Annotated in this window: 12 protein-coding genes; 5 read left to right on the top strand and 7 right to left on the bottom strand. The window is 32.2% G+C overall.

All coding sequences use genetic code 11. The features are described 5' to 3' along the window. Positions 1 to 337: 337 nt before the first annotated feature. Positions 338 to 2,053, bottom strand: a complete 1,716-nt coding sequence (locus PYW30_RS03365; protein WP_052370196.1) for a Cna B-type domain-containing protein — start codon at positions 2,051 to 2,053, stop codon at positions 338 to 340. Positions 2,054 to 2,469: 416 nt separating this feature from the next. Here PYW30_RS03365 and PYW30_RS03360 point away from each other — a divergent pair, with 416 nt between their 5' ends. Both PYW30_RS03360 and PYW30_RS03355 read left to right on the top strand, forming a co-directional pair. Further along, on the top strand, positions 2,470 to 3,675 hold the full coding sequence (locus tag PYW30_RS03360) for a multidrug effflux MFS transporter (RefSeq protein WP_042219736.1): 1,206 nt from the start codon (positions 2,470 to 2,472) through the stop codon (positions 3,673 to 3,675). Between the two features lie 168 nt (positions 3,676 to 3,843). Continuing rightward, positions 3,844 to 4,698 carry a PhzF family phenazine biosynthesis protein gene (locus PYW30_RS03355; RefSeq protein ID WP_042219739.1) on the top strand — a complete coding sequence of 285 codons (855 nt, stop codon included), beginning with the start codon at positions 3,844 to 3,846 and terminating at the stop codon, positions 4,696 to 4,698. A gap of 233 nt (positions 4,699 to 4,931) precedes the next feature. Here the strand turns inward: PYW30_RS03355 and PYW30_RS03350 are convergent, their stop codons facing one another. The 3 genes from PYW30_RS03350 to PYW30_RS03340 all read right to left on the bottom strand — a co-directional run bounded on the left by PYW30_RS03350 (position 4,932) and on the right by PYW30_RS03340 (position 9,028). Then, complete coding sequence (locus PYW30_RS03350; protein ID WP_042219741.1) at positions 4,932 to 5,318, bottom strand: hypothetical protein; 387 nt, start codon at positions 5,316 to 5,318, stop codon at positions 4,932 to 4,934. Positions 5,319 to 6,314: 996 nt separating this feature from the next. Then, on the bottom strand, positions 6,315 to 6,506 hold the full coding sequence (locus tag PYW30_RS10640; protein WP_308203567.1) for a tyrosine-type recombinase/integrase: 192 nt from the start codon (positions 6,504 to 6,506) through the stop codon (positions 6,315 to 6,317). A 347-nt stretch (positions 6,507 to 6,853) separates the two neighbouring features. Next, positions 6,854 to 9,028, bottom strand: a complete 2,175-nt coding sequence (locus PYW30_RS03340; protein WP_042219743.1) for a MucBP domain-containing protein — start codon at positions 9,026 to 9,028, stop codon at positions 6,854 to 6,856. Between the two features lie 263 nt (positions 9,029 to 9,291). Here PYW30_RS03340 and PYW30_RS03335 point away from each other — a divergent pair, with 263 nt between their 5' ends. Both PYW30_RS03335 and PYW30_RS03330 read left to right on the top strand, forming a co-directional pair. Continuing rightward, the gene (locus PYW30_RS03335) at positions 9,292 to 11,070 is read left to right on the top strand and encodes a MucBP domain-containing protein (RefSeq protein WP_232254501.1); all 1,779 of its coding nucleotides are present in this window, start codon (positions 9,292 to 9,294) and stop codon (positions 11,068 to 11,070) included. A gap of 179 nt (positions 11,071 to 11,249) precedes the next feature. After that, positions 11,250 to 11,351 carry a putative holin-like toxin gene (locus PYW30_RS03330; RefSeq protein WP_023889634.1) on the top strand — a complete coding sequence of 34 codons (102 nt, stop codon included), beginning with the start codon at positions 11,250 to 11,252 and terminating at the stop codon, positions 11,349 to 11,351. Positions 11,352 to 11,934: 583 nt separating this feature from the next. Here the strand turns inward: PYW30_RS03330 and PYW30_RS03325 are convergent. Beyond that, positions 11,935 to 12,909, bottom strand: coding sequence for a tyrosine-type recombinase/integrase (locus PYW30_RS03325; RefSeq protein WP_042219406.1), 975 nt, complete (start codon positions 12,907 to 12,909; stop codon positions 11,935 to 11,937). 135 nt (positions 12,910 to 13,044) lie between these two features. Beyond that, positions 13,045 to 13,383: a metal-sulfur cluster assembly factor gene (locus tag PYW30_RS03320; RefSeq protein WP_004258533.1), complete on the bottom strand. Its 339-nt coding sequence runs from the start codon at positions 13,381 to 13,383 to the stop codon at positions 13,045 to 13,047. A 188-nt stretch (positions 13,384 to 13,571) separates the two neighbouring features. Between PYW30_RS03320 and PYW30_RS03315 the strand changes: the two genes are divergently transcribed. Beyond that, on the top strand, positions 13,572 to 14,102 hold the full coding sequence (locus tag PYW30_RS03315; RefSeq protein WP_014024486.1) for a TetR/AcrR family transcriptional regulator: 531 nt from the start codon (positions 13,572 to 13,574) through the stop codon (positions 14,100 to 14,102). A gap of 47 nt (positions 14,103 to 14,149) precedes the next feature. Here PYW30_RS03315 and PYW30_RS03310 read toward each other — a convergent pair whose 3' ends face one another. Continuing rightward, positions 14,150 to 15,319, bottom strand: a complete 1,170-nt coding sequence (locus PYW30_RS03310) for a MalY/PatB family protein (protein WP_004258539.1) — start codon at positions 15,317 to 15,319, stop codon at positions 14,150 to 14,152. Positions 15,320 to 15,334 lie beyond the last annotated feature (15 nt).

The following is a 15,334-nucleotide window of genomic DNA, read 5'->3' as shown; positions in this document are numbered from 1 at the left end:
AGGTGAATGCGTTCATTCTTTTATATAATCTAAAATATATAAGGTAATCAATACATTCACCTTAGAACACTTTCCAATTCAATTATTAAAAATAAAAAACATATTAAATAATATAATATATATCATTCCATTATATATCTTCATTCAATACTAATGCCTATTCTAGAACTTCAATTATTTTGTTTCGATAAATACTATCATTTCTAATAATACATACTCTATGTAAAAACAACTGACAACTTAAAATAAGTTGTCAGTTGTTTGTCTGATTGTTTTTTCTAACACAAAACTAATATTAGTACTATCCTATTCAAAAAATAAAAATTCATGTCATTAGTCATTTATTAATTATTTTTATTTTAAATATCAGTATACATATAATTATTAAAATAATTCCACCTATACTTACGAGTAACATATTATTGCTTTCACCTGTACTAGGTAGAGACTTTTTAGTCGAAATATTATTTTTTAAATTATATTTACTTACTAAACCTTGATTATTTTTTTTATTGGGTGTATTTGGGATATAGGAGACATCTTTTTTAATATAACTATTAGTTATATTAAACCCATGAACTTTAGATGTATAGTCTGGGACATTTTCTTCCTCAATTCTGTAGGAAATTTTCTTACCTACCTCATCATACAAGGGAAGTTTTAGAAATTCATAATTCCAGTTATTGTCAGCTGTTACTTTTTTAGATACTATAATTGAATTATTAGCTAATAAATCAACAACTATAAAGTCAGGGCGTTTGCCTTCCTCATCGTTATTATCATCCCATATTTTTTTTCCTCTTATATCTATTTCGCCCTCTAATGTGTTCACAAAGTTATATCCATCTTGCTTGGATATGTAATTTTTTACACTGTCTTCTGATACTCTGTAATTATACTTACTGCCATCACTTGCATACATATCAAGATTTTCAAAAGAATATTTCCATTTATCTTTATCTGATACTTTTTTAGAATCAATTTTTATATTATTACGATAAAGATTTATAGTAATAAATTGAGGACGTAAACCTTCTATATTACTATTATCCATCCATGTTTTTGTGCCTTGAATTGTTATTTTACTTTCTCCAGTACCACTCCCCCCATTTGTAGGTGTTTGAACATCAACTACATTGCTTTCAATATTATCTCCAGTTAATGAGACTGAGTTTTTATACCTTAATGATTCACCACCATCCGTGGTTTTAGCATCATAATTAATAATAACACAATCACTCAAGTCTCCAAAATTAATTGAGAATGTTTTCGAATCAATAACTGAAATAATGTTGGGGTTTATTATAGTTCCAGGAACCGGATTCCAATCGTTATCCCAACTAGCTACATGAAAACCACCTATAGAGCTTGGGACCAGCTCTTGGTTAGGACCAAGTGTATCTTCAAGAACTGCATTTTGAATATCAATTTCAGCAAGATTAACACGCACTGTCCAATGTATTATAGTAGGATCTTTTGTATCAACACTCCCCCATTTATATAGTTTTTCATTAGGATCGGGCTGTCCACTACCTGGGTGAATGCCTATAATTGTTTCTACTCCTGTCCCCCATTTAATTGGCACTGTTGTATTTTGCTCAACCTCACTGTGATCCCAGTGAACCCAGATATTAAAAGTACCTGAAATCCCTTTATCTGATGATTTTTCCGCATATTCTGTGAAAGTGATAACTATTTCACCTGTATTATGATCAGCAATGGCTTTCCCAATAATATTTCCACCAAAATCTTTAATATCAAATGATACATTAGATTGTATGGTTAAAACACTCGGAATTTTAACGGTCATCGTATCACCTGCATAAATATCTGTTCCAGCAGGGATACTGTATTCCCAATGAGCTTGCATATTATCATAAATATCAAAATTATTTTGAGCAACCCCATTTTCATCTTGTAATTCCGCATGGGTAACAAACTTTTCTTTCCAATCATTCTTTTTTATCATATCGGAACTTGTTATATTACTAGCCATAAGTAATCCGGCCGAAATAAAGAACAACCAAACTACTCTAATAAGTGTTTTTTTCATAAAGCACCTCCTTCTCATAACATAATTTTAAATAAAAATTTTGTATTTTTTCAGTGTGTTTACTTTATGAAACCGTCCGCCCTTATATCCCTTTAATTTCGTCTTTCTTCCTAGCTAGATATAATTATACATTCAAAACATAATACCTTGCGTATCTATTCCCCATAATTCATATCACTTCATATAAAAAGTATATTTCGATCTTCTGTTTAAATTATCTCATTTAAGATATATAATAAGTAATAGCTAGAGATTATTTGATATTTCCTTAATTGATGTTATAATTAATTCTTAGATTTCGAAAAGGAGGTGTTATTATAAATTTTTATTTATGGATTAAAATTATGATCCCACCATTTCCCTTCAACGGATGTTTTTTTCACAGTTAAAAAATAAATAATTTAAGAAAGATTATAATGAAAAAAACATCCAAAAAAACAAATAATAATATAAACTTAGTTTTACTTGTATGTCTAGTAGGTTTTCCTCAGCTAAGTGAAACAATATATACGCCATCTCTAACTGAAATTGCTAAAGCTTTCAGTACAAGTCTCAATATAGCTCAAATGACTTTGAGCATCTATTTTCTAGCGTTCGCTCTAGGAGTAGTATTTTGGGGAATTGGTTCCGATTATTTTGGTCGACGAAAGGCAATGAATTTTGGGATATTAGTATACATCATTGGTAGTATTATTTGTCTGATATCAAATAATATAGTCTTATTATTTGTAGGTAGATTTATACAAGCGTTTGGTGCAAGCACTGGATCAGTTACTACTCAAACCATTTTAAGAGACAGCTATATAGGAAAAGAACGGCATCATATGTTTGCTAAAATATCGGCTGTCTTGGCCTTCTCCCCTGCACTCGGCCCCCTTATAGGTGGTATTATCACCCAATTCTATGGCTTTCGGATTGTCTTTTGTGTGCTAGTAATCATGGGAATGTTACTGTTTTATTTTAGTTTGAAGAATTTACCAGAAACCCTCAATTACAATCAGGTAAATCCCAGCCTATTTAGTGTATTCAGTTTAGCTAAACAGATGCTCTTAGATTCCAACACTATCATTTTTTGCCTGTTTATTGGATTATTAAATGGTATGATCTTCGGATATTATTCTGAAGCTCCTGGTATCTTTATTGATCACTTTCATTTTACGCAAAGTCAATATGGATTTATGGGATGTATTGTCGCTTTATCCACAATGATTGGAGCTTGGCAATCTAGCAGGTTATTAGAAAAGTCAAATGCTATACTAATAATTAGAAAGGGGATATTTTTATCCCTTGTGTCAACATTATTTTGGGGAATAACTCCATTGATGCAATTAAATAGTATAAGTGAACTTATATTATATATACTAGGCATATTTTTCTTATTGGTAGGAATTGGGATGGCATTGCCTAATTGCCTAAGTTTAGCACTCGATAACTTTCCAAAAACAGCTGGAATATCAGGAGCACTCTTAAGTTTAGGGTATTATCTCATAGTAAGTATTTGTACATTTATAGTCGGGATAATTCATACAGGTTCATTGATTGTATTTCCCCTATTCTGTACTATTATCCTTGCTATGATGTTGGTGTTAGTAAATTTTTTAAAAATTAAGAGCAATCAATAATCATCATTTTATATTCATTCAATGAGTAAAATGCCGCAAATCTTCCTCGTTTGGGGAGGATTTTTATAATACCTCACAGATATCCTTTAAATAAGCAAGTGACTATTTTTTACTCTTTGATAATGACTAGGTATAATGAAAGAATATAATTGAGAAAAGGAAAATCTTATGACAATCACAGTTTACGTTGCTAGTGCGTTTAGTAAAAATCAAAAAGGAGGTAATAAGGCAGGAGTTGTACTATTAGAGCAACCATTAAATTCTTTATCAAAAATGTCTATTGCCAAAGAATTAGGTTTTGCAGAGACTGCCTTCATATCAAAATCTACAAGAGCTGATTATAAATTTGAATATTTTACGCCTAAAGAGGAAGTTGATTTATGTGGCCATGCTACAATTGCTTCATTTATCATACTTGATTATCTCAATAAACTTTTCAAAGATAATTACACAATTGAAACTAATAGTGGGATTTTAACAATCACTTTAAAAGACGACATGGTTTTTATGGAACAAACAGATCCCAAATTTTATGATGTTTTATCTATTGAGCAGTTCTGTGACTGTTTTGATACAACTTTTATTGAAACAGATTATCCTATTCAAATTGTGTCAACAGGCTTAAAAGACATATTAGTTCCAATTAAAACTGAAGAAATGCTACATGATCTCCAACCTGACTTTTCTGAAATCCAAAACCTTAGCGATGAGTATGGTGTTGTTGGTATGCATCTTTATACCTTCAATAAAAACCGTATAATTTGCCGAAATTTTGCGCCTAGTTTTGATATTGATGAAGAAGCAGCAACAGGCACTTCAAATTGTGCCTTAGCATGTTACCTATATCAAAAAATCCATCTCGAACAAGAATTATATACCTTTGAACAAGGGTATTCTTTAAACTCCCCTTCTGAAATTTTTGTTAAATTAGAGACTAACAATAAGAAAGAAATTGTAAAAGTCTATGTGGCTGGCAGAGGCCATTATTGTGAAACTAAATTAATTACAAAAATTGAGGCATAAAACTGGGGATACTAGTGTCATAATTTTTTCCAACATAGGTTTACCAGATAAGATCCCATTATTTTAATACTGGTACTCCCCCAAAAATTTATCTGATCACCCTCTACTTTAATACGAGTTCTGACGCAAATTATAGGGAGATTCTCTATAAAAAAGAATCATCAGGGATACTAATGATTCTTTTTTTGTAATTAGAATATACAAAATTCTTTGTCTAGTTAGTTTATTACAACTTATCCACGATCTTTATAAGTATCTATTAATAAGGAAAATGACACTAATAATCCAAATAAAGTAGCTACTGCATAACCCCACAAAACTGGGTAGCCATTTATAAATAAATGTCCGTTTTCTAGTGACAAAAGTGATAGTTTAAAAAATATGAAACCAGAGACAAAGATACTTGATAATATCTTAGACTTTTCTATTGATAAAGTTCTTATTAATACCAAGATAATCAACAGCAGTACATAAATCCACCACTTTTCTTTAACTAATTCAAAATAATTCATCTTTGTATAATCAAAAACCTTAATATCTATCCCTTGAAAGGATGGAAGGAACATGGAAGCAATAAATCCTACTAAAGATATACCTAATATTATTTTATTTTTTTTCATTTTATCCACCCCAAACTGTATTATAAAGAGTTACACTATACGATGTTCTTCCATTAGTTATAGTCAATGAATAATTGGCTCCACCTGCTACACCGTTCCCTGCAGTACTTCGATAAGGAAAGTTACAGTTGACTCTCCAATTATGAGCTCCTCCAAGATTCCAAACTTTTGAAATATTTTGTTGAATTAAGTTTGATTTTCCTACTCTTAAACTAGAACTTTTCACCTTAAATCCCGAAGTAAAGATACAATAATTGCCTGTAACATAGTTAATTTTCTTATTTATTCCACTTGAAGACCAATTCACCGTTGTAGATACACTAACATGATTTCCTTTATCATGTGTATATGTACCAGTATTACTTGTTTGTGCAAATGCATTAATTCCAAAAAAACCTTTACTTAAAATATTACTACCAACTGTAAGTAGATTTTCTGGGACTTCTGCTACAACCTCTGCATCTTCAAGATATGCTGTATATTTAGTTTCTCCAACTATAGATCCATCACTATTAGATTCGATGTTGGGCGATATATTTACCGGGACTTGAATATCTTCTCCAGTTGAATCTTGTATCTATCCTCCGTTATTGATTGTGTATTCTATATGATTTTCTTTATTTAAAATCACTTGGGATGCATCTTCAGGAATATCAGCAGGTGTCCCCACATATGAAGTTGAATTATTTGCTATAGTACCTGCTCTATCCACAAAATAAGGCGTACTAATTAACAAAAATCAACTTGCTGAGAATATAATACTTTTTGCTTTAATATTTTTCAGTTTTTTCCAATCTTAGGAATGATCCTCTTTGTAAAGAGATTAGTTTTATGTACCTTAATCATACCATGATTTTCTAATTGTTCACAAAAATTAACCATTTTTGTTTTTCTCCAAAATATTTAATTATTTTAGCCAAAAAATTGTATTCTACAGTCTAATACTCACACTCAATATATAAAAAAATAATATAAAATTAATTCATTACTTATTCTTCACTTCAAATTTGTCAGTGGGCTAAAATTCAAAGCCTTAGTAATTAATTGTTCATTAGTTAGAGACTGTATATATGTTTGAGTAATTGATAAATCACTGTGCCCTAATAACTTACTAATAGTAAATACATCTTGTCCTAGTTGAACATTTTTGACTGTATAATAGTGTCTAAAGGTATGCGGTGAGAGCACCTCACAGAGCCTATCACATTGGCTTTTAAGCCTGTTTGAGTAATTATTAACTCAATGTTAACCACTATCTTTATACACTGTCCTGTCTTGCTTAAAAACAGGTTATCATCTAATTTTCTATTTCCCCAAAACTAATAAAACCTTTGATGAGAACAAACTAATATAAATATATCTACCCTCCCACCACAAAGATTAATTTTTTAAACTTATACTCTTGCAAGATTTTTTGTATACCTTCAACTATTTATTAAACCATTTAGTTTCAAAACACCTTATTCTTGACTTTTAATATAGTTATTCATTTTTTGATAAAAAAAGAAGTTATAACGCATAACTTCTTTTTGGTATTATTTATTTACTTTCTTAAATCGGAAAATCGAAACGACTGCTCCCAAGGCTACAAGAACTAATCCTAAGATGATGCTCATCATCGTCATTCTTTCATTTTCCCCTGTTGCAGGTAATCCATGTTGTGTTGAAGATGTTATTCCTTGATTATCATTTTTATCCTTGGAATCTGGTTTATTCTCTGGTTTTGGCTCAGGCTTCACTGTATCATTTTTATCTTTAGTATAAACATAAGTTACAGTTTGAGATTGATCTGTAAATTGACCAGTCGCTTTGCCTTGAATCTCTTTGAAAGTATAACCCTTGATAACTTTCTTTTCAGTACTATAGCCTTCCCCAACAGTTCCTGATTTCACAATATCTTCTGAAATCTTATTCCCATCTGTATCCACATATTTAGCAAGGACTGTTCCAGTTGCATTGGGGATTTCATTCTTGGTATACACATAGGTTACCGTTTGAGCTTGATCCGTAAATTGACCAGACGTATTGCCTTGAACTTCTTGGAATGTGTACCCATCAATAGATTTTTGTTCAGTAGTGTAGGTCTCACCGACATTACCAGTTTTTACAGCATCATCTGAAATCTTATTTCCGTTTGTATCGAGATATTTTGCAGTAACATCCCCACCTTTTACAGGTTGAGCATTTTTTACAGTAATTGTGGCTACAGCAGAATATTCTCCCTGATTTTCAGCAGAAAAGAAAGCAGGAAGTATTCTTGAATAAGTTACTTTATAAGTCCCTACTTTAGAAGTATCGACACTTCCGTCAACAGTGATGTCTGAAAAAGGAACAGTATTTCCATAATAATCTGTGGCACTGTCAAAATTATCTTCTGATTTCCATGCATCACCAACTGTGAGTTCTGAGTCATGTACAATAACTGTGGATTGGTCTTTAGTTTGTTCATAAACATAAATCACCGTTTGCGGTTGATCTGTAAATTGACCTGATACGTTGCCCTTGACTTCTTTAAAAGTATAGCCCGAGATATCTTTTTGTTCTGTTGTGTAGGCTTCACCAATATTTCCTGATTTTACAACATCATCTGAAATAGAAATTCCATTTACATCTTCATATTTTACTGTGACATCTCCTGCTACAGCAGGAGCCTCTACATTTACTTTGATTTGTGTTCTAGCAAAAGGGTTGGTTAAGGTTGAAAATTTACTTTTTACCCATATTTTTCCACTTCCAGAATGAGTTGCAACACCGTTTTGTATTACTGAACTACTTCCGTCATCATAATAAACAAATTCATGTCCAGGAAATAATGGTTGATAGCCAGCATTAATCACATAAAGAGAAAGATTCGTAGTATCTGGAGTATTAGCGTTAAAATCATAACCAACTGGAACATTTATCGTTGGGGTTCCTCCTTGATACATAAGCTGTCCTTGAGGATTATTATGATAATCTGTTTTATTAAAATATTCCAACATGTTATTACGTGAGTTAAAGTCTAACATACCTGCAGTACCTGTATTATTAGGAACATCAGAAACAATTTGATTATTATCTAATAGTAAAGTTAAACCATTACTTTTTCCAATCCAAAAAGAATCATCAAATAGCTTTTCTGGTAATACAATGAAATGATTATTTCGAAGTCCCAAGTTTTTAAGGGTCTTATTGAGTGAATAAAGACCATCTGGAATACTTGATACGGTTCCCTTTTCAACATATAAGTTCTCTAAAGTAATGTAATCAGAAATTTTTTCTGGAATACTTGATGCACCAGTTACATTCAATGTCTTAATCAATTCTAAATCAGATTTTTGTATTTCACTTTCTGATTTATTGACAGCAGTAACCGTTGCATCAATAAACGCTTGGTTATCATCGAGTTCAGTAGCTAACCAGCTTTTTTCATTTAAAATTTTGGTTTTCTCATTTTGATTATCATGTACTGGATTCGTTAGAACCAGATTATCTTCACTAACAACATTAGATGACTGTTTTTTTTGATTTTCATCAATATCTTGCATAGGACGGGTGGGGCTATTATCAATTTCGTTGCCTACTTGTGTTGAATCCTCAGATGATTGTCCAATTTCAATACCATTAGTAGTGTCTGAAAGGTGTGTCGTTTCAGCTATACCTTCTATTGCAGGGGAAAGGAATCCTAATAATACCGTGCCTAAAGCAAGAACTGAAGTTAATTTTTTCATAATTCATTCCAATCTTCATATTTCGTTTGCAAGAAAAAGTAGGGTTTATTTAACAGTTATTTTTTTCTGAAAACGATGTACTTACTATTATATCAACACTTTCAAAAATATTCAAGAGCACCCGTATCATTTTTTCATTTCTTATTTTTTATAAGAATGGCATATTAGCAGGGTTAAATAGTATCATTCTTTCAAGTAAACCCTACTTTTTCTTTCAAACGAAATATAAATATTAAGGAAAATTGGATTAATATATGAAAAAAATGACCTATACAATCGCTTTAAGCACGATAGTATTGGGAGCTATCTCACCCACATTACAAGTTATTGCTGAAGCCCCAAAAGTCGCAGAAACACAAGCAGTAACCACAGAGGCTTCACCAGAAAATGTTGAAGTCCAGGCGAGTTCAAGTGACATCGCATCAGGAGTGTTTGGGACAGCACCATGGAGAATTGATTCGTCAGGTGTGTTACATATTGGAACTGGACAATTTAGTAACACAACAGATAAAGTATCCTCTCCTTGGAACGACCATCAAAAACAAATTAATGAAATAGTTTTTGAGGGAAAAGTAACTGGAGCAACAGATTCATATGGGCTTTTCTCAAACTTATCAAATGTTAAATCCATTTCAAATCTAAGTTCATTTGATACTTCAAATGTCACTGACATGTCAGGAATGTTTGACAGCATGAGTTCTTTAACAAGTTTAGATTTATCTTCATTTGATACTTCAAATGTCACAAATATGAATGCTATGTTTAGTCGTATGAGTTCTTTAACAAATTTAGATTTATCTTCATTTGATACTTCAAATGTCACAAATATGAATTCTATGTTTTATATCATGAGTTCTTTAACAAGTTTAGATTTATCTTCATTTGATACTTCAAATGTCACTGACATGTCAGGAATGTTTTATGGAGCACCTCTCCACAGTCTGACTTTAGGAAGTAAGACTAGGTTAATCCCTTTATTTTTAGGACTGAACAATCCTATTGCAGATAGCAATTATACAGGGAAGTGGCAAACCTTGGGTACAGGAACTAAAGATTTACCAAATGGTAACTGGGTGGGAGATAGCTCGGAATTAATTAATAGAAGTACCACAAATACTCCTGATACATATGTTTGGCAGCCAATAAAACGTCCTGCTCAAGATGTTACAGTAGAATATGTTGATGAAAATGGTAGAAAGCTTCCCAGTGTTTCCTCTCAAACTATCAGCGGTAATATAGGAGATCCCTATGATGCCACAACAAATGCTTATAAGCTAAAAATTCCAGGTTACACTTTAGACGAAAGCAAGCTCCCAGCTAATGGAAAAGGGACTCTGTCAGACCAAGCACAAACAGTCACTTATGTTTATACGAAAGCCCCAGTTGCTGGAGGAGATGTAACCGTACATTATCAAGATGAATCAGGAAAATCAATTTCAGATGATGTTATTTTAAAAGGCAATGTAGGTGAATCTTATAGCTCATCTAAAAAAGATATTAAGAACTACACCTTTAAAGAAATTAAAGGGGCGGCTTCAGGTAAATTTACAGATAAAGCACAAACTGTGACTTATGTTTATAAAGAAAATTCAACTCCACCTTCTAAACAAGAAGTGGTAAATGTTTATCGTCTTTATAATAAAAAATCAATGGAACATCTCTATACAGCTGATGCTTATGAATACAAACATCTCCCAGAACTTTCAAGTGATTGGGTTCGCGAAGGTATAAACTTTAAAGAGTATAAAAAATCGGACTCTACGACTGTGACTGTCCATCGTGTTTATAATCCTAAATCAGGAGAACATTTGAATACGACAGATTCAAAAGAGGTTAAAGTTTTGACATCTAAAGGGTGGAAGAGCGAAGGAGTTGCTTTCTATACACCAAAAGCAGGTGGAAAACCAGTTTATCGCCTCTTTAATCCTAAAGCAGGTATTGGTGCTCACTTAATGACAGCAGATTCTTATGAGAAGAGTGTTTTAACAAAAGCACCGAAAGAATGGAAATATGAAGGTGTAGCGTGGAATTCTGTGAAGTAAATTGAAAAATATATAATCGCAAATTGAAAAAATTGGGATACCATATAAAAAATAAAGGGAGCAGCAGGCCGTAGATGGCTTGTTGCTCCCTTTTTTGGTATAATAGTAAGGTAGAGTTTATGAACGTTAGCCCCGATTGGAGGTGATGCCATGGTTTTAGTGGCAATTCCTCACAAAACATGAAAGGCGAAAATTTTTTGACTGTTTACCAGGCATTGAGTCTTATGATTGCTTTTGCAACATTAATGATTCTTGTCATAAACACAAGTAACAAAAAATGACCGTTCAGCTTAGCAGAGCTATTGGTCATTGATTAAGTAGTATTGCTACCGTTCTTAAAACGGCTACATGGGACTTGTATCGAGCAAGTCCTTTTTCTTTACTTTTATTATACCACGTATTTTTGTTTATGACAATAAAAGGTATTATAAAAGTAATAGTTTTGTTGCAAAGCTTAAAAACTATTAGAGAGACAGAATAACGGAAAAAGAGAAAAAAGTTCCTTAAAGCGGTTCTTGTTCCATTTGCGATGATAATCCCATTATATCAAGATTTACTAACCCTGTCACCAACATCTAACAACATCCCATAATGCCCATCACTAAAAGTGTATACTATAGGGTATAGAATATTAAAAAAATGTTTTGTAATTGATATTTCATGATGTGTCGAATCTATTAGTAATACCCGAATTGCTAGTTATTTTCCAATGAAATTAACTAGCAATTCGGGTATATTAAATATTAACTGAAAACTATAAAACAGCTAAAAAAGTTAGCTGTTTTATAGTTTTCAGTTAATATTTAATATAGTTGGTCATATCCTACTTTTTATTATGATACTCACGTAATATAACTGTTATATTTAATCTAAATTCTGCAAAGGACTATATTTAATCATCTTATTAATCTCATTTTCAATATTTAAGCTCCTAAGATAAATCTCCGTTGTTTTAATGCTAGAATGACCTAATAGTTTTTGAATCATGTATATATCAACATTTTCTCTAACTAACTTCTGAGTAAAGTAGTGACGGAAAGTATGAGGTGAGATGCGGATACTGTCACGAATGTTCACAGCTTTTCCTATTTTATAAATTTCTTTTTCTGCTAATCTATAATCATATTTTTTACCAAACTTAGTGACAAATACATTTTCGGTGGGAATTATTCCATTACTGGACAAATAATTATCTTTTGCTCTAGTGTATTTAAGATATTGTTTATATACAAGTGGTGAACAATGCACAATTCTATCTTTTTTACCTTTACCATTCTTAATAATAATTTGAGAATCGTTAATGTGTTCTAATTTTAAATTCAAAGCTTCATTTATCCTCAAACCAGTATCCGTGAGTACAAGTATTAGCAAGTAATTCCTCTCATTCACAAATTTTGTACAAAATCCAGTTCTTCCTTTTCCCGTTTTCTTGATTTTATTGAAAGTTCTTTTTCTTGTATATCGGAGCATCATTTTAACTTCTTCATCTGTAAATGTATTAACAACAATTCGTCTCTCTTTAATCCATTTAACACGGTGTATAGGCGCTTCCTCATACCTCATGTATTCTTCATTAACACAGTATGCAAACAATGCCCTGATAGCTCTCAAATGTGCATTAACGGACGTCTCAGAGTAGCCACATTCTAATCTGTCAACTAGATATTGTTTTATATGAATTGGTTTGATTTCGCTAATATTTAAAATATCATTTTGGTACAAAAAAACAGAGAAAACCTTTAGTGTTTTTTCTCTGAATATAATTGTATTTTTCGACAATCCTCTTGCTTTATTATCAAAAAGCATTTCTTGAATTGCTGATTGAATTGAAATTTCCATGTTGTTTTCCTCTGTTTTTATTAGATTTAACAACAATAAATGTTTTTTCAAAAATGGCTTAGATACCGTACTAAATGTACTTTTAAAGGATTAATATTTCTATCAAACCCCTCTAAAAGCCAGTTATACCGCTATTTAGCGAATACCTAAAGCGATACGCGCATAGCGGCTCATTTTATCTACTGTCCATGCTGGATACCAGACGAGGTTGACTTTGATTTCTGTCACTTCTTCAACTTCTTTCAGTGCATCATGAATTTGATCCGTCAAAACGTCTGCTAAAGGACAGCCCATTGTTGTCAGTGTCATTTTAACTTCTGTAAATCCGTTATCCTCAAAGGAAATTTCATAGACCAAGCCTAAGTTAATGATATCAATACCTAATTCAGGGTCAATAACTGTCTCCAAGGCTGCTAAAATCTTTGTTTTAATTTCTTCTATTTGTGCATCAGAATATTTGTTTTCTTCGCTCATAAATTTCTCCACATTCTCATTGTAAAATCTATTTGACATTGTTATTCTATCACATTTTTAAACATTTGACGAGGAGAGAAAAAGATAATTTATAAATCATTTTATAGACACAACGTCTAAAAAATGTTATAATTATAGTGATCTAAAGTTTTAAGACAGCACTTGTTGCGTAGGGAAAAGGATACACTGTGGAGAATAGAAAAGAACGTACAAAAGCGCGACTTCGCGATGCAATGACTCAACTTTTACATGAAAAGCCATTTGATCAAATTACAACCACTGAGCTCGTTAAAGTGGCAAAGATTAGTCGTAGCGGATTTTATACGCATTATCAAGACAAGTATGAAATGATTGATCAGTATCAAAAAACATTGATCAACACAATTCAATATGTCTTTGAAAAAAATGATGGAGACTTGCAAAAAACAATGCTTGAGACCTATGAATTTTTAGATAATAATGAAATCTACGCAGCTCTGCTTTCTGAAAACGGCAGCAAGGAAATCCACCAATTCATGCAAGCTAAGTTAAAAAGTATGATTGAACATTCCATTATACCAAGAGATTCAAGAAGAAATAATCTTGGTCGCTTGGGTAAAATTTATGCTGCGACTTATTATGCTAATGCTATGTTTGGTCTTACACAGGCCTGGATTCGTCGTAAACGTAAAGAAACACCCGAAGAAATTACAAAAATACTCAGTAAGCTTATCAACTGATTAACCATCCTAATAAAAATATCCAAACCCTATGTTTGGATATTTTTTTATATAGCTTGAATACTTTTAAGTAATCTTTCAAGTCCATCTTTTACCTTGAATCGTGAACAGCCAATATTAAGCCGAAGAAAATTTCTTCCTTCCCGACCATAAACTTCTCCATCCATAATAGCGACTTTTCCTATGTTGATTAAAGCCTGCTGTAACTTATCCATGGGAATGTCCTGCTCTGAAACATCCAGCCACAAAAGATAAGTTGCTTCTGATTCGATAAGCTTTATCTTTGGCAAATTCTCTTGCAAAAAACTGCGCGTAAAATCTACTGTCTCATCCAAATAGCTCTTCAACTCTTCTAGCCATATGTCTGATGTCTGGTAAGCTGCAATCGTTGCTTCCATTCCCAAAATACTGCAAGATGAAAGTCCATCTTTTTCTTTTAAATGTTGACAAAATTCTTCACGCAGGTTCGCATCAGGAACCAATAAGTAGGAAAAAATCAATCCTGGGAAATTAAAGGTTTTACTGGCTGATGTTAAAAGCGCAATATTTTCTGTACCATATTTCAAAATCGGATGATGCTGTTTCCCATTGCGTAAAATATCCATGTGAATTTCATCTGAAACTAAGAAAACATCGTACTTTTGGCAAAGCAAGACCACTTGTTGCAGTTCTTCACTCGTCCACACACGTCCTGTAGGATTATGAGGCGAACAAAAGAGAAGGATTTTGTTGTTCGGATGTGCAAGTTTTTCTTCTAAATCTATAAAATCAATCGTATACTTTCCGTTATGAAAAATTAATGGATTTTCCACGTACATACGTTCATTTGCCGTAATTGTTTTAAAGAAAGCATCATAAGCTGGCGTTTGAACAATAATACCTTCTTGCGGCTGGGACTTAATTTCAATCAACTGAGAAAGTGAGTAAATCACACTTGGACTATACAAAATCCAGTCCTCCTCAATCGTAAAATCAAACTGTTTTTGATACCACGCAGAGACAGCTGATTTGAAGTGCTTATGATTCCAACGTGTATATCCGTAAATCGGATGTTGAATCCTCTTTTGCAAGGCCTGATTCACCGTCTCGGGAATAGCGAAATCAGTATCCGAGATAGTAAAGGGTAATAAATCCTTTTGCCCGAAACGATCCTCTACAAAATCCCACTGGGTACAAAATGTTCCTTTACGATCAATTATTTTATCAAATTCTGTCATATCAATAAATGGTAA

The sequence above is a fragment of the Lactococcus garvieae subsp. garvieae genome (assembly GCF_029024465.1).
Lineage (GTDB): Bacteria > Bacillota > Bacilli > Lactobacillales > Streptococcaceae > Lactococcus > Lactococcus garvieae.
Note: the sequence above shows the minus strand (reverse complement) of the source record. Positions and strands in the feature narration are given on the sequence as shown.